At 72.7% G+C, this 16,134-nt stretch carries 18 protein-coding genes; 5 read left to right on the top strand and 13 right to left on the bottom strand.

Annotation, left to right across the window (positions count from 1 at the left end):
• Nucleotides 1-13: 13 nt before the first annotated feature.
• Both ACIRBY_RS21655 and ACIRBY_RS21650 read left to right on the top strand, forming a co-directional pair.
• Entirely contained in the window at nucleotides 14-427 is a 414-nt protein-coding gene (locus ACIRBY_RS21655) for a hypothetical protein (protein ID WP_042816721.1), read from the top strand.
• Nucleotides 428-479: 52 nt separating this feature from the next.
• Nucleotides 480-1,250, top strand: coding sequence for an NDP-sugar synthase (locus tag ACIRBY_RS21650; RefSeq protein ID WP_403902504.1), 771 nt, complete (start codon nucleotides 480-482; stop codon nucleotides 1,248-1,250).
• A 183-nt stretch (nucleotides 1,251-1,433) separates the two neighbouring features.
• Here the strand turns inward: ACIRBY_RS21650 and ACIRBY_RS21645 are convergent, their stop codons facing one another.
• From ACIRBY_RS21645 to ACIRBY_RS21620, 6 genes are all read right to left on the bottom strand, one after another.
• The gene (locus tag ACIRBY_RS21645; RefSeq protein ID WP_403902502.1) at nucleotides 1,434-2,984 is read right to left on the bottom strand and encodes a DoxX family protein; all 1,551 of its coding nucleotides are present in this window, start codon (nucleotides 2,982-2,984) and stop codon (nucleotides 1,434-1,436) included.
• A gap of 173 nt (nucleotides 2,985-3,157) precedes the next feature.
• Nucleotides 3,158-4,129 carry a 23S rRNA (guanosine(2251)-2'-O)-methyltransferase RlmB gene (gene rlmB, locus ACIRBY_RS21640; protein ID WP_403902500.1) on the bottom strand — a complete coding sequence of 324 codons (972 nt, stop codon included), beginning with the start codon at nucleotides 4,127-4,129 and terminating at the stop codon, nucleotides 3,158-3,160.
• Nucleotides 4,130-4,261: 132 nt separating this feature from the next.
• On the bottom strand, nucleotides 4,262-5,662 hold the full coding sequence (gene cysS / locus ACIRBY_RS21635; protein ID WP_403902497.1) for a cysteine--tRNA ligase: 1,401 nt from the start codon (nucleotides 5,660-5,662) through the stop codon (nucleotides 4,262-4,264).
• Between the two features lie 136 nt (nucleotides 5,663-5,798).
• Nucleotides 5,799-6,329, bottom strand: a complete 531-nt coding sequence (gene ispF / locus ACIRBY_RS21630; RefSeq protein WP_403902495.1) for a 2-C-methyl-D-erythritol 2,4-cyclodiphosphate synthase — start codon at nucleotides 6,327-6,329, stop codon at nucleotides 5,799-5,801.
• The gene (gene ispD / locus ACIRBY_RS21625) at nucleotides 6,319-7,065 is read right to left on the bottom strand and encodes a 2-C-methyl-D-erythritol 4-phosphate cytidylyltransferase (RefSeq protein ID WP_403902492.1); all 747 of its coding nucleotides are present in this window, start codon (nucleotides 7,063-7,065) and stop codon (nucleotides 6,319-6,321) included. The genes ispF and ispD overlap by 11 nt, the downstream gene beginning before the upstream one ends.
• Before the next feature lie 278 nt (nucleotides 7,066-7,343).
• Nucleotides 7,344-7,826, bottom strand: a complete 483-nt coding sequence (locus ACIRBY_RS21620) for a CarD family transcriptional regulator (RefSeq protein WP_003953493.1) — start codon at nucleotides 7,824-7,826, stop codon at nucleotides 7,344-7,346.
• Nucleotides 7,827-8,381: 555 nt separating this feature from the next.
• Between ACIRBY_RS21620 and ACIRBY_RS21615 the strand changes: the two genes are divergently transcribed.
• Complete coding sequence (locus ACIRBY_RS21615; protein ID WP_403902490.1) at nucleotides 8,382-9,062, top strand: DUF461 domain-containing protein; 681 nt, start codon at nucleotides 8,382-8,384, stop codon at nucleotides 9,060-9,062.
• Nucleotides 9,063-9,173: 111 nt separating this feature from the next.
• Here ACIRBY_RS21615 and ACIRBY_RS21610 read toward each other — a convergent pair whose 3' ends face one another.
• Both ACIRBY_RS21610 and ACIRBY_RS21605 read right to left on the bottom strand, forming a co-directional pair.
• Nucleotides 9,174-9,854: a response regulator transcription factor gene (locus tag ACIRBY_RS21610; RefSeq protein WP_042813788.1), complete on the bottom strand. Its 681-nt coding sequence runs from the start codon at nucleotides 9,852-9,854 to the stop codon at nucleotides 9,174-9,176.
• Nucleotides 9,851-11,116, bottom strand: coding sequence for a sensor histidine kinase (locus ACIRBY_RS21605; RefSeq protein WP_403902488.1), 1,266 nt, complete (start codon nucleotides 11,114-11,116; stop codon nucleotides 9,851-9,853). The genes ACIRBY_RS21610 and ACIRBY_RS21605 overlap by 4 nt, the downstream gene beginning before the upstream one ends.
• Before the next feature lie 220 nt (nucleotides 11,117-11,336).
• On the opposite strand from ACIRBY_RS21605, the gene phoU reads away from it, so the two are divergent.
• Nucleotides 11,337-12,014: a phosphate signaling complex protein PhoU gene (gene phoU, locus ACIRBY_RS21600; RefSeq protein WP_042813786.1), complete on the top strand. Its 678-nt coding sequence runs from the start codon at nucleotides 11,337-11,339 to the stop codon at nucleotides 12,012-12,014.
• 129 nt (nucleotides 12,015-12,143) lie between these two features.
• The gene (locus ACIRBY_RS21595) at nucleotides 12,144-12,293 is read left to right on the top strand and encodes a hypothetical protein (protein ID WP_167344738.1); all 150 of its coding nucleotides are present in this window, start codon (nucleotides 12,144-12,146) and stop codon (nucleotides 12,291-12,293) included.
• A 74-nt stretch (nucleotides 12,294-12,367) separates the two neighbouring features.
• Here ACIRBY_RS21595 and ACIRBY_RS21590 read toward each other — a convergent pair whose 3' ends face one another.
• From ACIRBY_RS21590 to ACIRBY_RS21570, 5 genes are all read right to left on the bottom strand, one after another.
• Nucleotides 12,368-13,255: a helix-turn-helix domain-containing protein gene (locus tag ACIRBY_RS21590; RefSeq protein ID WP_403902484.1), complete on the bottom strand. Its 888-nt coding sequence runs from the start codon at nucleotides 13,253-13,255 to the stop codon at nucleotides 12,368-12,370.
• Nucleotides 13,256-13,542: 287 nt separating this feature from the next.
• A complete protein-coding gene (locus tag ACIRBY_RS21585) occupies nucleotides 13,543-13,710 on the bottom strand; it encodes a hypothetical protein (RefSeq protein ID WP_403902481.1) in 168 nt (55 codons plus the stop codon).
• Nucleotides 13,711-13,926: 216 nt separating this feature from the next.
• Nucleotides 13,927-14,187 carry a hypothetical protein gene (locus tag ACIRBY_RS21580; protein ID WP_403902479.1) on the bottom strand — a complete coding sequence of 87 codons (261 nt, stop codon included), beginning with the start codon at nucleotides 14,185-14,187 and terminating at the stop codon, nucleotides 13,927-13,929.
• Between the two features lie 587 nt (nucleotides 14,188-14,774).
• A complete protein-coding gene (locus tag ACIRBY_RS21575) occupies nucleotides 14,775-15,875 on the bottom strand; it encodes a hypothetical protein (protein WP_403902476.1) in 1,101 nt (366 codons plus the stop codon).
• The gene (locus ACIRBY_RS21570) at nucleotides 15,868-16,095 is read right to left on the bottom strand and encodes a hypothetical protein (RefSeq protein WP_403902475.1); all 228 of its coding nucleotides are present in this window, start codon (nucleotides 16,093-16,095) and stop codon (nucleotides 15,868-15,870) included. Before ACIRBY_RS21570 ends, ACIRBY_RS21575 begins: the two co-directional genes overlap by 8 nt.
• Between the last annotated feature and the right edge of the window lie 39 nt (nucleotides 16,096-16,134).

The raw sequence follows: 16,134 nt of genomic DNA, 5'->3' as shown, positions 1-16,134 counted from the left end.
TACTCTCGCCCTCGTGACCCACACTGCCCGCCGAATCGGCCGTTCCCTCGCCCTGGTCCTGCCCGTCGTCCTGGTCCTGTCCGGGACCCTCGCGGTCACCATGGTCCCCTGGGCGGACAACTCCCCGTCCCAGATCCTGACCGCCTCCGCCGAGGACGTGTCCGTCCCCGCGAAGCCGCGCGCCGCCCAGGACGTGCTGCGCGACAAGCTGCTGAGCGAGCTGCAGCAGGGCGAGAACCCGGGCGTCGTCCTCGGGCACCTGCAGGAGCAGGTGAACGGGCGGCCGTCGCTCGCCGAGCACTGCATGGGCATCGCCCGCGCGCTCGGCCGGGCCGCCGTCGAGGCGTACGGGCCGACGAAGGCTCAGTCCTACTCCCGTCCGGTGTGCGACACCTCGTACGCGTCCGGGGTCGCCTCGATGGGCTGACGCCCGTCGTGCCGTCCCGGCCGGGGCGGTGGCCGTCCCTACGCTGGCGGCCATGACCGACGCCCCTCCTCCCGCTGCACCCTCCACCGACCGCGCGGCCGCGTTCCCGGCCCCGCCCGTCCAGGCCGTCGTCCTGGCGGGCGGCCAGGGTTCGCGGCTGCGGCCGTATACGGACGACCGGCCCAAGCCGATGGTCGAGATCCCCGGGACGGGACTGCCGATCATCGGGCACCAGTTGGCCTGGCTGGCGGCGGAGGGGGTCACCGACGCCGTCGTCTCCTGCGGGCACCTCGCGGAGGTGCTCCAGGAGTGGCTGGCGGGGGCGGAGCTGCCGTTGCGGGTGACGACGGTGGTGGAGCCGGAGCCGCTGGGGCGCGGGGGCGGGCTGAAGTACGCGGCCCGGCGGCTGCCCTACCCGGGCCGGGCCTGGTACGCGACCAACGGGGACGTGTGGACGCGGTTCCCGCTGCGGGAGATGGCGGCGTTCCATGCCGAGCGGGGGGCGACGGCGACTTTGGCGCTGGCGCGGCCGCGGATTCCGTGGGGGGTGGTGGAGACGAACGAGTTCGGGCAGGTCCTGGACTTCGTCGAGGCGCCGCCGTCGCCTTATCCGATCAACGCCGGGGTGTACGTGTTCGCGCCCGAATTCGCGGCGCTGCTGCCGGACTTGGGGGACCACGAGCGGACGACGTTCCCGCGTCTGGCACGGGAGCGGCGGCTGGCGGGGTTCCCGCTGCCGCAGGGGGCCTACTGGCGGGCGATCGACACGGCGAAGGACCTGGCGGAGGCGGCGCGGGAGTTGGCGGCCCACAGCGCCGTCTGACGCTTCCCGCGCCGCCCGTGAACGAGGCGGGTGCCCTCTTCGGGCCGGGCCGTGGCGCCGGGGCGGGCCGTGGCGCCGGGGCGGGCCGTGGCGCCGGGGCGCCGCGCGCCGCGCGCCGCAGCGGGAAGGGCCCGGCGCGCGGTTCGCGCGCCGGGCCCTTCCGGTCGGTCCGTACGGTCCGGGTCAGCCGAGGAGGCCGCCGACGAGGCCGGGCTTCTTGGCGGTGGTGTCGCCGCCGCCGGCCCGGCTGCCGGAGGAGCTGGCCGGGGACTTCTGCGGGCTGGACTGCCGGGGGGCGGTGCTGCGCGGGCTCTGGCCGCTGCTGCCCTTGGTGGCGCTGGGGGCGCCGGAGCCGGTGCCGGTGCTCTGGGTGGGGGCTCCGCTGCCGGTGCGGCCGGACTTGGCGGCGGGGGTGGAGGGGGAGGCCGACGCGGAGGGCGAGGGCTGCTTGGAGGGCTGCTGCTGCTTGGCCGGCCCGGTCCGCTGGGCGGGGGTCTGGGGCAGCGGGCTGCCGGGGAGGTAGTTGCTCGGGGCCTGGCCGGGGCCGGGCACGGTGACGACGGTGCTGGAGCGGACGGCGCCGCCGAGGACGGAGCCGATGATGAGGGTGAGTCCGCAGACGACGGTGGCCATGACGGTTCCGCGGCGCAGGACGCGGCGGCGGAGCTGCCACATCTCGGAGCGGGGGCCGAGGGTGCGCCAGGCCTCGCCGGCGAGGCGTCCGTCGAGGGAGTAGACGGGGGCGCCGGCGATGATGAGCGGGCTCCAGGCGGCCAGGTAGATGATGTCGGGGGCGTCGTAGGCGGGGACGGTCTTCCAGCTGACGGTCATCAGCAGGGCGGCGGAGAGCAGGGCGCCGATGCAGGCGGCGAAGCGCTGCCAGAGGCCGAAGACGGTGAGGACGCCGACGATCACCTGGAGGAAGGCGACGCTGAGTCCGGCGCCGACCGGGTGGGCGAGGGCGAAGTCGCGGAGGGGTTCTGCCAGGGCCCAGGGGTGCAGGGTGCGCAGCCAGGTGACCATGGAGCCGCGTTCGCCGCCGTCGAAGTAGACGGGGTCGCAGAGTTTGCCCATGCCGGCGTAGATGGAGATGAAGCCGAGGAAGACGCGCAGCGGGAGCAGCACGACGCCGAGGTTCATCCGGCGGCCGGGGTAGTAGGAGGCCTGGGCGCGGTTGTCGGCGGGGCGCCGGGGCTCGGTGCCGGGGCCGCCGGGGTACGGGGGCTGGTGGTCGTAGGGCTCGTACGGCTCGTAGGCCTGGCGCGGCTGGTCGGGTACCGCGCCCAGCGGGCGGGTCTCGTCGGCGTGGCTGCGCTGGCCGATGACGGTGGGGGTGGCGAGGGTGTCCTCGGTGAGGTCGCGCGCGAGGTCCATCCGGGGGATGGTCTGGGTGGTGCCGCCGTCGTAGTCGTCGTGGCCGCGTCCGGCTTCCCTTACGGCCTGGAGGAGTCCGCCCGTGGCCGCGGCGTCGCCGCCGGGGGCGGTCTTGCCGCTCCAGACGACGGGGGCGCGGCGGCGGGTGGCTCCGACGGCCGCGACGGCTCCGGCGGCCAGGACCGGTGCTCGGCCGGGGCCGGGGGCATTCGCGGGCTTGGAACGCGCGCTCGGGCTCGGTGCGAGCCGCACGCGGAAGCTGGCGTGGTTGACGATGACCTGTGCGGGGTCGCACGGCACCTTGACCATGCTCAGCGCGGGCTGGTCGTCGAACCCTGACGTTCTGGTGTCCACACTCATCTAACCGAGTGATCAGTGTTTAGGACACTGCCTTGACAGGAGGGATCTGTCCGAGACCCGTCAAGATCAAGTCGCCCCGCCCGGAAGGGGCGGGGCGACACGCTCACGGGTCATGTTCCGTGGGCCGAGTGGATCAAGGCCGGGCCGGGTGCGGGACCCGTACGGCCGACGGCTCAGATGCGGCCGCGGGTGGCGCGGCGGCGGGCGGCCTCGTAGAGGACGACGCCCGCGGCGACACCGGCGTTGAGGGACTCGGCGCCGCCGGGCATGGGGATGCGGACGAGGTAGTCGCAGTTCTCGCCGACGAGGCGGCCGAGGCCCTTGCCCTCGGAGCCGACGACGATGACGACGGGGCCGGCGAGGGCTTCGAGGTCCTGGACCTCGTGCGTGCCCTCGGCGGCCAGGCCGACGACGGCGATGCCGGCCTTCTTGTACTCCTGCAGGGCGCGGGTCAGGTTGGTGACGCGGGAGACCGGGGTGCGGGCGGCGGTGCCGGCGGAGGTCTTCCAGGCACCGGCGGTCATGCCGGCGGCGCGGCGCTCGGGGATGACCACGCCGTGGCCGCCGAAGGCGGAGACGGAGCGGACGATGGCGCCGAGGTTGCGCGGGTCGGTGACGCCGTCGAGGGCGACGATGAGGGGGTCCTCGCCGTTGTCGTAGGCGGCGTCGGTGAGGTCCTCGGGGTGCGCGTACTCGTACGGCGGGACCTGCAGGACGAGGCCCTGGTGGTTGAGCCCGTTGGTCATGCGGTCGAGCTCGGGGCGCGGGGCTTCCATCAGGTTGATGTTGCCGCGCTCGCCGGCGAGCTTGAGGGCTTCGCGGACGCGCTCGTCGTTGTCGATGAACTGCTGGACGTAGAGGGTGGTGGCGGGGACGCCGTCGCGCAGGGCCTCGAAGACGGGGTTGCGGCCGACGACCATCTCGCTGGTGCCCTTGGGGCCGCCGCGGCGGGGGGCGGGGCGTCGCTTGGCGGCCTGGCGGGCCATGGCGTTGGCGATGCGGTTCGCCTTGTGCTTCTTGCGGTCCTCGGCCTTGGGCGTGGGGCCCTTGCCTTCCAGGCCCTTGCGCCGCTGGCCACCGCTGCCGACCGTCGCGCCCTTCTTGTTGGACGTGCGGCGGTTCCTGCGCTGGCTGTTCCCGGCCATGACCTCTACCTGTTTTCGTTCGTGCTGCGATATGTACGTATGAAGAGTGTGCCGCCCGGAAGGCCGGGCGGCACAATGGCGCTGGTCCGAGCGGGTCCGGACCGGCTGCGGACCGGGCCCGATCGGGTCGGATCAGCGCGCGCCGAGCGTCCAGCGGGGGCCGGTCGGGCTGTCCTCGATGACCAGGCCGGACTGCTGGAGCTGGTCGCGGATGGCGTCGGCGGTCGCCCAGTCCTTGCGGGCCCGGGCGGACTCGCGCTGGTCGAGGACGAGGCGTACGAGGGTGTCGACGGCGCCGTGCAGTTCCTCGCCGCGGTCGGTCTCGCCGGCCCACTGGGGGTCGAGCGGGTCCAGACCGAGGACGCCGAGCATGGCCCGCACCTCGGCCAGGCGGGCGATGGCCGCGTCCTTGTCGTCCGCGGCGAGGGCACTGTTGCCCTGGCGGACGGTGGTGTGGACGATGGCGAGGGCCTGCGGGACGCCCAGGTCGTCGTCCATGGCCTCGGCGAAGGCCGGCGGCACCTCGGCGGCGGCCTCGACGGCCCCGCCCGCCTTCTCGACGACGCGCTGGCAGAAGCCCTCGATGCGCGCGAAGGCGGACTCGGCCTCGCGCAGCGCCTCCTCGCTGTACTCGATCATCGAGCGGTAGTGCGGGGTGCCGAGGTAGTAGCGCAGGACGATCGGGCGCCACTGCTTGACCATCTCGGAGACGAGCACCGAGTTGCCGAGGGACTTGGACATCTTCTCGCCGGACATGGTGACCCAGGCGTTGTGCACCCAGAAGTTCGCGAACTCGTCGCCGAAGGCCTTGGCCTGGGCGATCTCGTTCTCGTGGTGCGGGAAGATCAGGTCCAGGCCGCCGCCGTGGATGTCGAAGGCCGACCCGAGGTACTTGTGGGCCATGGCGGAGCATTCGAGGTGCCAGCCGGGGCGGCCGCGGCCCCAGGGGGTCTCCCAGGAGGGCTCGCCGGGCTTGGCGGCCTTCCACATGGCGAAGTCGCGGGAGTCGCGCTTGCCGGTCTCGCCCTCGCCGGAGGGCTGGAGGAGGTTGTCGAGCTCCTGGTTCGACAGCTCCAGGTAGCCGGGGAAGGAGCGGACGTCGAAGTAGACGTTGCCGTCGGCCTCGTAGGCGTGGCCGCGCTCGATGAGGCCGCGCATCATCTCGACCATCTCGGTGACGTGGCCGGTGGCGCGGGGCTCGTAGGTGGGCGGCAGGCAGCCGAGGGCGGTGTAGCCGTCGTTGAAGGCGCGCTCGTTCTCGTAGCCGATGGACCACCAGGGGCGGCCCTGGTCGGCCGACTTGGTGATGATCTTGTCGTCGATGTCCGTGACGTTGCGGATGAAGGTCACGTCGTAGCCGCGGTAGGCGAACCAGCGGCGCATCATGTCGAAGTTGAGGCCGGAGCGGATGTGCCCGATGTGCGGAGCCGCCTGAACGGTGGCACCACACAGGTAGATCGAGACGCAGCCCGGGACGAGCGGGGTGAAGTCGCGGATCTGCCGGGCGCTGGTGTCGTACAGGCGAATAGTCACGGCATCCAGGGTAGTGCGCCTGCGGCAGTGCCCCGCGACTGTTTGAGGTCGCGGGGGCGCTTTGTTGCCGAAGAGGTGACATCCGTCATCGGCGGCCTGACTTCCGTAACGCCCGGCTTGCGGGCGTACCTCGCGCTCAGTCCTGGTTCGTGCGGTACACGAGTGCCGTGGCGATGGCCGCGAGGCCTTCGGCGCGGCCGGTGAGGCCGAGTCCGTCGGTCGTCGTGCCGGAGACGGAGACGGGGGCGCCCGCCGCCGCCGCGAGCGCCTTCTGCGCTTCTTCGCGCCGCTTTCCGATCTTCGGGCGTACGCCGATCACCTGGATCGCGATGTTGCCGATCTCGAAGCCCTCGGCGCGGACGATGCGGGCGGCCTCGGCCAGCAGGGTGGCGCCGGCGGCGCCGGACCACTCGGGGCGGGAGGTGCCGAAGTGCGCGCCGAGGTCGCCGACGCCCGCGGCGGAGAAGAGGGCGTCGCAGGCGGCGTGGGCGGCGACGTCGCCGTCGGAGTGCCCGGCGAGGCCGTCCTCCCCCTCCCACAGCAGGCCGGCGCACCACAGTTCGCGGCCGGTCTCGAAGGCGTGCACGTCGGTGCCGATGCCGACGAGCGGCATCGGCGGGACGACGGCGGGAGCGGCGGGGGCCGCGGCGGCGGGATCAGTAGGCATCGGTGGCCCTCCTGCGGGCGAGTACGGCCTCGGCGAGGACCAGGTCGAGGGGGCGGGTGACCTTGAAGGCCTCCTCGTGGCCGGGGACGACCACGACGGTGACCCCGGTGCGCTCCACCATCCCGGCGTCGTCGGTGGCGCCCTCGCCGGCGACGGCGACGGTGTCGTGCGCGTGGAGGAGGGTCTTGAGGTCGAAGCCCTGCGGGGTCTGCACGGCGCGCAGCCGGGCGCGCTCGGGGGTGCCGAGGACGGGTTCGGGCTCGCCGGGCGCGCCGGGCTCGACCTCCTTGACGGTGTCGGCCAGCGGCAGGGCGGGAACGACGGCGGGGGCGCCGTCGCGGACGGCCTCCACGACGGAGTCCACGGTCTCGACGGGGACCAGGGGGCGGGCCGCGTCGTGGATGAGGACGGAGGTGATGTCGGCCGGGAGGGCGTCCAGGCCGGCCCGCACGGACTCCTGGCGGGTGTCGCCGCCGGGCACGACGAGGACGTCGGTCCGGTCGGGCAGCGGGTGCTCGTCGAGGAGGTGGCGGACCTCGGTGGCCTCGGCGGGCGGGGCGACGACCACGACGAGGGACACCGCGCGGGAGCGGGCCATGGCGCGGACGGCGTGGACCAGCATGGGCGTCCCGCCGAGGGCCCGCAGGGCCTTGGGGGCGCCGGGGCCGAGGCGTACCCCGCGGCCGGCGGCCGGGATCACCGCGGCGGTGCGGTGGGGGCGGGATTCGTCAGACATCAGTAGCTCCGAGCCAGGTTTGTGACTTCGGCCGACATGGGTATGGCCTGAAGGGTGCCGGGTGCGACGCCCTCGCCCCTTCCGTGACGACCGGTCGAGCCGGCTGCCCGGACCCGGCACGCCAGGTGCAGGACGTGGAGGGGGATGCGGTGGACGCGGAAGCGGGCGCGGACGACGCGGATGCGGACGCAGACATGCCGCAGCGCCCGGCAACGGCCCCCTCGCGAGCGAGAGGGCCTGTCATCGGGCACCGCGGCACACTGTGATCGGTTCGAGCGTCAGGACGCGAGAACCTCGTCGAGGAGGGCCTCGGCCTTGTCCTCGTTCGTGTTTTCAGCGAGCGCGAGCTCGCTCACCAGAATCTGACGCGCCTTCGCGAGCATCCGCTTCTCACCGGCGGAAAGCCCACGCTCACGCTCACGACGCCACAGGTCGCGCACCACTTCGGCGACCTTGATGACATCGCCCGAAGCGAGCTTCTCCAGATTTGCCTTGTAGCGACGGGACCAGTTCGTGGGCTCTTCTGCGTACGGTGCGCGGAGCACCTCGAAGACCCGGTCCAGCCCGTCCTGGCCGACTACGTCGCGAACGCCGACGAACTCCGCATTGTCCGCAGGCACACGAACCGTCAGGTCGCCCTGGGCGACCTTGAGCACCAAGTAGGTCTTGTCCACGCCTTTGATCTGGCGAGTTTCGATGGCCTCGATCAGCGCGGCCCCGTGATGGGGATAGACCACGGTGTCGCCAACCTTGAACGTCATGTGACAGGTACCCCTTCCGTGGCTATCCAGGGTAACACGAGAACTGAGTGTTATGAATGGCGTTTTCGCAGGTCAGGGCACATCTCGGGGCTTGACAACAACGACACGAACGTGCTGCGAAAGGCTTCCGGAGGGGGGTATTCGCAGGTCGGAGGCGCTGTGCGGACCGGGCGAAACGACCACGTTACACCTGGCGGGTGCACCCACCAGTGTGACGTACGTCCCGTTTTGCCGGGTTCAGTGGCAGGAAACCGAAGTACTCCGTTCGACTGGCGGCCGCCCGTACGGTGCGGGTTCCGGCCCAATCCGGAATTGATCACGGACCGGTGTTCGGGGGAATGCCTGAATTCGATCACCGCGGGACCCTCCGGAGCGATACCGGAATGCAAGATCGCGCACGCGCGCGGCGCGGTGCGCGCACAGCGGAGGGTCGGGTGCGGGGGCGGGGTGGCGGCTCGGTAACCTAAGCCCGCTGACACACCCTTAGGGCGGCTTTACCTCGGCCGCTCCGAGAGCCCACCGTCCCGTCCGTACGTCCAAGGAGTTGCCGCCGCCGTGAGCCGCAGCCTTCGACGCGGCGCCCTCGCCGCTTCCGCCGTAGTGTTCTCGCTCGCCTCGCTTGCCGCGTGCGGCGCGGGCAACGACGCGCAGACTCTCCAGATCAAGCCGGACAACGCCGCCGTCACCAAGGGCGACATCAAGATCCAGAACGCCCTGGTGCTGACCAAGGGCGACAAGGAGAAGAAGGGCCCGGCGTCCGTCTCGGCGACCGTCTTCAACGCCGGCACCAAGGACCAGACCCTGGACGCGATCACCCTTGAGGGTGCCAAGTCCAAGGTGACCCTGAAGGGCGCCGAGGGTTCCGGCAAGATCACCGTGCCCGCCGGCGGCTCCGTGGTGATCGGCGGCAAGGGCAACGCCTCCGCCGTCGTCGACGGCGGCCGCGAGGCCGTCCAGAACGGCAACGTCCAGTCCGTCACCTTCCAGCTCAGCGACGCCGGTGACGTGAAGCTGGACGCCTACGTGGTCCCGGCCGCCGGCATGTACGCGGGCTACGGCCCGACGGAGGCCCCGGCCGCCGGCGCCGCCCCGGCCCCCTCGGGCTCGGCCACCGCCCCGTCCGGCAGCCCGTCCGGCACCCCCTCCGGCTCGCCGTCCACCGGCGCCACCCCGTCGGGCGCCGCGTCCGGCAGCCCGTCGGGCGCCGCCTCGCCGTCGCACAGCGCCGGCCACTGACGCGGCAGGACGCCGCCAGGCAGCGCCGCCAGGCACGAAGAAGGGGCCCCAGCCGCATCGCGGCCGGGGCCCCTTCCCCGTTTTCCGTCCGGCGGGACTACGGCCTGCGGCTTACGGCTCGAACTTGTAGCCCAGGCCGCGGACCGTGACCAGGTAGCGCGGGGCGCCCGGGTCCGGCTCGATCTTGGCGCGCAGGCGCTTGACGTGGACGTCGAGGGTCTTGGTGTCGCCGACGTAGTCGGCGCCCCAGACCCGGTCGATCAGCTGCATGCGGGTCAGCACGCGGCCCGCGTTGCGCAGCAGCATCTCCAGCAGGTCGAACTCCTTGAGCGGGAGGTCCACCTTGGCCCCGCCGACGGTGACCACGTGCCGGTCCACGTCCATCCGTACCGGGCCGGCCTCCAGGGCCGCCGGGGTGACCTCCTCCGGCTCGCCGCGGCGGCGCAGGACCGCGCGGATGCGGGCGACCAGCTCCCGGGAGGAGAAGGGCTTCGTGACGTAGTCGTCGGCTCCTATCTCCAGCCCGACGACCTTGTCGATCTCGCTGTCCTTGGCGGTCACCATGATCACGGGGACGTTGGAGCGGCCGCGCAGCTGCCGGCAGACCTCGGTGCCCGGCAGGCCGGGCAGCATCAGGTCCAGGAGGACGAGGTCGGCGCCGTTGCGCTCGAACTCGTCGAGCCCGTCGGGCCCCGTCGCGGCGATCGCGACCTCGAAGCCTTCCTTGCGGAGCATGTAGGACAGGGCGTCGCTGAAGGATTCCTCATCCTCGACGACGAGCACTCGGGTCACGGAAGGACCTCCGGGGAGGGGATGACTGGTTCTGGGTCGAGCAGGGGCCGGGCGGGTTCGGGGGCCGTGGCCGGAGCCGCCCCGCCGGTGTCCGGGGCGGGCGCCGGGGCGGCCGCCTCGGGGAGCTTCAGGGTGAACGTGGAGCCCTGGCCCTCGGAGCTCCACACCGACACCTCGCCGCCGTGCGAGGCCGCCACGTGCTTCACGATCGCGAGGCCCAGGCCGGTTCCGCCGGTCGCGCGGGAGCGGGCGGGGTCCACCCGGTAGAACCGTTCGAAGATCCGTTCGCGGTCCTTCTCCGGGATGCCGATGCCCTGGTCGGTCACGGCTATCTCGATCAGGTCCCCGCCCGGCGCGGTCACCCGGCGTGCGGCGATGCCGACGCGGGTGCGGGCCGGGCTGTAGTTGACGGCGTTCTCCACCAGGTTGCCGAGGGCGGCGGCCAGCTGCCCCCGGTTGCCCCAGACGCGCAGGTCGGCGGTGCCGCCGGCGGCCATGGTGATCTGCTTGGAGGTGGCCGTGTGGCGGCAGCGGTCGATGGCCTCGGCCACCAGCGTGTCCACCCGGACGGGCTCGGCGTCCTCCAGCGGGTCGTCGTTCTGCACCCGGGAGAGGTCGATGAGCTCCTGTACGAGGTTGATCAGGCGGGTGGCCTCGATCTGCATGCGGCCCGCGAAGCGGCTGACCGCCTCGGGGTCGTCCGCGGCGTCCATCACCGCCTCGGAGAGCAGGGAGATCGCTCCGACCGGGGTCTTCAGCTCGTGCGAGACGTTCGCGACGAAGTCGCGGCGCACCGCTTCGATGCGCCGGGCCTCGGTGAGGTCCTCGACGAGCAGGAGCACCAGCCGGGAGCCCAGCGGGGCGACGCGGGCGGAGACCGCGAGGGCCTCGCCGCGGCCGGTCCCGCGCCGGGGCAGGTCGAGCTCGATCTGGCGTATCTCACCGTCCCGGCGGGTGTCACGGGCCATGTGGAGCATGGGCTCCACGGCGAGCTTCCCGCCGCGGACCAGGCCCAGGGCGTAAGCCGCCGAGCTGGCCTTGACCACCGCGTCGCCCTCGTCGAGGACGACGGCGGAGGAGCGGAGTACGGAGAGCACCGTGTCCACGCCGGGCGGGAGCACCGCGTTGATGTCGGGGCGCATGGAGCTCCTCGTGGGGCGGGCTTGGTCGCGCTCGCTCCAGCGGAACGCCAGCATGGCGATGACACCGGTGCAGAGACCGGCGATCGCCGCAGCTGCGGCGACCGCCGCGTTCACGTCCATGTGTCCAGGTTAAGCAGCCGCCACGACACTTCCACAGCCGTTCGGGTGGCACCTCGAACAGTCGTCGCCCAGAGTTCACCCCGACGACGGTGTTGATTCATTTGTGATGCCGGAGTCGGACGCGTTGGCGGCGGAACCTGTCACCGTGGGGCACGAGAGTCCACGGCAGTAGAAGCAGCAGAAGCAGCGAGCAGTAGGCAAGCAGGCAGGAGAAGGACACATGCGCGACGCGTACCACGAGGAACTGGACTCGATCGGAGAGAGCCTGGTCGAGATGGCCCGGCTCGTCGGTTCCGCGATCGGGCGGGCCACGACCTCCATGCTGGACGCCGACCTGAAGCTCGCCGAGAGCGTCATCGCCGCCGACCAGAAGGTCGACGACCTCCAGCACGACCTGGAGGCGCGCGCCATCGCCCTGCTGGCCCGCCAGCAGCCCGTCGCCACCGACCTGCGCATAGTCGTCACCTCGCTGCGCATGAGCGCGGACCTGGAGCGCTCCGGCGACCTGGCGCAGCACGTGGCGAAGCTGGCCCGGCTGCGCTTCCCGGACCGCGCGGTGCCGCGCGACCTGCACGCCACGATCCTGGAGATGGGGCAGCTGGCGCAGCGCCTGATGGCGAAGGCGGCCGAGGTCATCATCACGAAGGACGTCGACCTGGCCCTCCAGCTGGAGCAGGACGACGACGAGATGGACCAGCTGCACCGCACCCTCTTCCAGCACCTGATGGACGACCGCTGGAAGCACGGCATCGAGACGGCCGTCGACGTGACCCTGCTGGGCCGCTACTACGAGCGGTTCGCCGACCACGCGGTGTCGGTGGCCAAGCGCGTCGTGTACCTGGTGACGGGTGAGCACGCGGACGAGCTCCAGCAGCCGACGCAGGTGGACGGCGTCTGAGGGAAGACGTCCGGGGTCCCGGGCGGGGGCCGTTCCGCGCCCCAATGCGCCGTTGACGCGCCGGTGTGGCTGGGCATGAATGAGGCGAAGGCACTACGACGTCCCGTACGCCGCCTGCGAGGAGGATCCATGCCCGATTCCCCCGTTCCCATCACCCCGGAGCAGGAGCAGCCGCCCCGTCCGGAGCCCCTGCGCCTGCCCCTGCTCGCGGCCTGCGGCTGCGGCTCCGGCTGCGGCTGCGGCTGCCAGTCCGGCGCCCCCTGCCAGTGCGGGGGCTGACGGCCACCGCCGCCGCCCGCGAAGCCCGGAGGGCCCCGTCCGAAACACCGGACGGGGCCCTCTCGCGTACCGCGTCACACGCCGGGTCCGGACCCGGCACCGGCCGGGGCGGCCTGGAACGCCTTGATGAGGTCGTTGATGAAGTGCCGCGTGTCCTCGGGGTTGAGCGCCTGTGCCTGGAGGTGGTCGTACATGATGTGGTACGGGTACCGGTCGGCGTACTTCTCCAGGTAGAGGTCGCTGGTGAAGCGTTCCAGGTAGACGACTCCCGCGTCGGAGTCGGGGAACCCGAGGATGGAGAACTGCCCCAGGAGCCCGGCGTGGGCTCCGGCGGTGTGGGGGAGGACCTGCACGGTGATGTGCGGCTGGGCGCCTAGGGTGTTCAGGTGCTCCAGCTGTTCGCGCATGGTCTCGCGGTCTCCGACCGTGCGGTGCAGTGCGGATTCGTCCAGGACCGCCCATAAGCGGAAGGGGCGGGCGGGGTGGTGCGCCCGGTGCTGGCGCCGCAGCCGGACCTCCAGGCTGACGGCGGCCTGTTCCTCCGTGATGCGAGGGACCGTTTCGGCGATGAGGGCGGCCGCGTAGGCCCGGGTCTGCAGCAGGCCGGGGAGCACCAGCGGCTCGTAGGTGTGGATGGAGGAGGCGCCCGTCTCCAGTCCGATGTAGACGCCGTAGGGGACGTCGCCGCAGGAGACCCACCAGCCCTGCTGGCCCGATTCCCTCGCCGCCCGCATCAGCGCGTCGACGATGTCCTGGTCGGTGACCCCGTAGAGCCGGCAGAGGTCGCGCACGTCCCGCGGGTTGATGGGGCGGCGGCCGGTCTCGATGAGGCTGATCTTGGACTGCGACACGAGCAGACGGCCCGCGGCCTGCGTCGACGTCATACCCGCGGCCTTGCGGAGCTGCCGGAGCTCAGCACCCAGACGGCGCCTCCTGACCGTCGGTTGTCCGTTCGCCGCCATGGGCGGTCTACCTCCAGCTCAAGAACACGCGCAGGCTACTCACCCCACGGTCGACATCGACAAAACGCATTGTGCATACGCGGCCGAACAGGCCGGGCACCCGCGAGGCGAGCACCACCTGTTCGGCCCAATGCGGAGTTGACCGGACGTCCGCTTGCGGCCCGTAATGGCCGATCAGGCCGTGGATGCGCATATTCGTGCCGCACTGTCGGAGACGCACGGTGGGGACGGACGGCGGGCACGGGGCGGGGACGCGGGGCGGGTACGCGGGGCGGATCGGGGCCCGGTCAGGAGGTACCGGTGATCCATCGCAGGAGGGCCGCGTGGGTGGTGTCGTCGACCAGGGAGAGCACCTCGATGGCGTGCAGGTCGCCGGCGCGCGGCGGGATGCCCGCGACGGTCAGGCACGCGTGCAGGTCGAGGCGCCGGCGCCGGCGCTCTGCGGTTTCCGGCACGCCCGGAGCGTCCGGCCGGCGGTCCGGGGCGTCCGGCCGGCGGTCCGGGGCGGGGAGGGGGACGGACAGGGGGGTCGGGGGGAGCCGGGCGCCGGCTTCCCCCTCGTTCGGTAAGCCCCGTAAGCCGGGGAAGCGGTAGGGGTCGGTCTGCCACGCGTTCATGCGGCCTCCTCCGTACCGGTCACCTGCCCGACGCCTCCGGTCCGACCGCGCGGCTCACGGCTGTCCCCCTTCCAGGGCGCGGGCGCCCGCGGCGATGACCTCGGCCAGCCGGTTGGCGAGGGTGACGCTGCACCCTCCGAGCCGGACGAAGCCCCGGCAGCCCAGGGGCCCGTCGTTGCACAGCGACGGAAGGACCAGCCCGGCGAGCGCGAGTGCGGCCTGGAGGTTCGCGACGGCTTCCTCGCCGGCCTGGTAGGCGGCGTCCTGGCGCCGCTTGTACCGGATGCGTTCGGCATGGGTGAGCTCGTGGATCATGGTGTCGCCCTCTCGGTCTGCGTGGAGTGGATGGAGCGCGTCGCGCCGCGGACACGGCGGGCCGGGGGCCCCGGTGGTGGCAGGGGTCCCTGTGGGCCCGGGTCGCGGCAGGTCAGCGCGGGAGACCCGTAGGGCTGAGACTGTGCACAGCCCGTGACCTATGGGTTTCGATCTTCGTTCCTGAGATGCACGTGATCACGTTCGTTGGAGTCCGGGAAGGCCCGCGGTGTCCGAGAAGTTAGCGACGCTCGACCTCGTTGCGTCGAGTGCCGGCGACGCCGCGCCCCGCAGGGCTGCCGTCGCGGACCCCCCTGGAGCGGCCCCGCCCCCGCGGCGCACCGGCCGGCCGCAGGACCTCTCCCCCGCCCGGCGCTTATGCGTCCCGCCGGGCCCGCGCGTCGCGCCCCGCTCGTTCGTCCCGCCGCGCCCCCCGGTTCCCGGCGCCGGCGGCCCCGGCCGGCGCGGTGTCCGGCCGGCCGGTCCCCCAGTCGTACGCTCCTGGCTCCGCCGGCCACCGGACGCGGCTTCCCGCGTCGCCCCGGGAGGGCCGGGGCACCCGGTCGCCGCCGGACAGGAGCGCGCGACCCTCATGACCCGTAGCGGAACCGGTAGCCGGTGGAGGCGCGGAGGGATTCCCTCCGGTCCCGTACCGAGTAGTCGGGGAGCGCGGCGGCCGGGCTGCCCGCCGGGGCCGGCGGCCGCAGCGGCGCGGACCGGCTGGTGCGGTGCCGGGGGGCGATCTGCCGGGGCGGGCGCGTCAGGGTGATCTGCCGGACGAGTTGCTGGAAGCAGGCCAGCGCGGCGATGGGCGGAAGGGTGGCAGCCGCCTGCGCGGCGAGGGTCCTCGGCGCCTGGGCCACGCACAGCAGGGTGGCCAGGGTGGAGAACAGCAGGACGATCGACCAGGAGTGCACGGCCCGGCGCTGGTGCAGCGCGGCCCGCAGGATGGACAGGGAGGCGACCATCCATGGCCCGTAGATCAGCAGGGGCCACCAGCTGGCCACGTCGTGCGCGGTGCGCGGTCCGGCGCTGTGGCGCAGGGCCTCGCAGATGGCCAGGCCGCTGAAGATGCTGACCACGGCGGCGATGACGGCGACCAGTACGGCGGTGCAGAGGCTGCCGGTCCGCAGGAGGGCCACCACCGACGTCTTCGCCCGGCTCCCCCGGCGGTGCCCGCCCGGGGCCGAGGCGCGGGGCCGTTGCCCGGTCCCCGACGAGAAGCCACCGCCGGTCGGTCCGGACGAAAGGCCCGGGCTCAGACCGGAGGTGAGGCCGGAGGACAGGCCCGTCGTGAGACCCGAGCCGAGACCCGAGCCGAGACCCGAGCCGAGACCCGAGGTCAGACCCGAGGTCAGACCCGAGGTCAGACCCGAGGTCAGACCCGACGTGAGGGTCGAGGTGAAGCCGGCGGACAGCCCGGAGGCGAGGCCGGCTCCGCTGACCGTCTCACCGGTCTCGCCGAAGGCGACCTGGTGGACCTGGTGGACCTGGTCGAGCGGCTCGGTCCGACCCGGCGCCATGGCCTCCCGGCAGAGATAGGCCAGCTCTTCCGACGGGTCCCAGGAGGCGGCCGCCTCGCCCAGGCCGAAGAGCGGCCGGCCGTATGCGGTGTGCTGCTCCTGGTCCGGCTCCTGCCAGAACGTGGTGGGCTCCGGCTGCGGGGCGTAATGGCCGTACTGCTCATTCACGGAACATCTGCCCGGAGCACTCGCCGGCCGGCGTCCTGAACGGTGCGGCCTCCTGCGACCTGCGGTTGAACTCGTTCTGGATCCGGCGCACCACGTCCAGGAAGTCCTCCAGGACCGAGGACGAGTAGTGGAGGTCGACCTCCAGCCCCTCGCACCGGAGGGTCGCGCCCTTCTCCGGGGCCGAGCCCGCCGGGACGGGCGTGTACGTCCACTTCCCCACCCTTGCGGCCCGGGTGTGACCGTCGCGCACGTCGCTCTG

This window comes from Streptomyces sp. NPDC096136 (assembly GCF_044763325.1).
Lineage (GTDB): Bacteria > Actinomycetota > Actinomycetes > Streptomycetales > Streptomycetaceae > Streptomyces.
Note: the sequence above shows the minus strand (reverse complement) of the source record. Positions and strands in the feature narration are given on the sequence as shown.

Bases quoted from the DNA above. Each gene is read 5' to 3' on its own strand.
- ACIRBY_RS21650 (WP_403902504.1), top strand. From the start codon at position 480: ATGACCGACGCCCCTCCTCCCGCTGCACCCTCCACCGACCGCGCGGCC.
- ACIRBY_RS21645 (WP_403902502.1), bottom strand. From the start codon at position 2,984: ATGAGTGTGGACACCAGAACGTCAGGGTTCGACGACCAGCCCGCGCTG.
- rlmB (WP_403902500.1), bottom strand. From the start codon at position 4,129: ATGGCCGGGAACAGCCAGCGCAGGAACCGCCGCACGTCCAACAAGAAG.
- ispF (WP_403902495.1), bottom strand. From the start codon at position 6,329: ATGCCTACTGATCCCGCCGCCGCGGCCCCCGCCGCTCCCGCCGTCGTC.
- ispD (WP_403902492.1), bottom strand. From the start codon at position 7,065: ATGTCTGACGAATCCCGCCCCCACCGCACCGCCGCGGTGATCCCGGCC.
- ACIRBY_RS21620 (WP_003953493.1), bottom strand. From the start codon at position 7,826: ATGACGTTCAAGGTTGGCGACACCGTGGTCTATCCCCATCACGGGGCC.
- ACIRBY_RS21605 (WP_403902488.1), bottom strand. From the start codon at position 11,116: ATGGACGTGAACGCGGCGGTCGCCGCAGCTGCGGCGATCGCCGGTCTC.
- phoU (WP_042813786.1), top strand. From the start codon at position 11,337: ATGCGCGACGCGTACCACGAGGAACTGGACTCGATCGGAGAGAGCCTG.
- ACIRBY_RS21595 (WP_167344738.1), top strand. From the start codon at position 12,144: ATGCCCGATTCCCCCGTTCCCATCACCCCGGAGCAGGAGCAGCCGCCC.
- ACIRBY_RS21590 (WP_403902484.1), bottom strand. From the start codon at position 13,255: ATGGCGGCGAACGGACAACCGACGGTCAGGAGGCGCCGTCTGGGTGCT.
- ACIRBY_RS21580 (WP_403902479.1), bottom strand. From the start codon at position 14,187: ATGATCCACGAGCTCACCCATGCCGAACGCATCCGGTACAAGCGGCGC.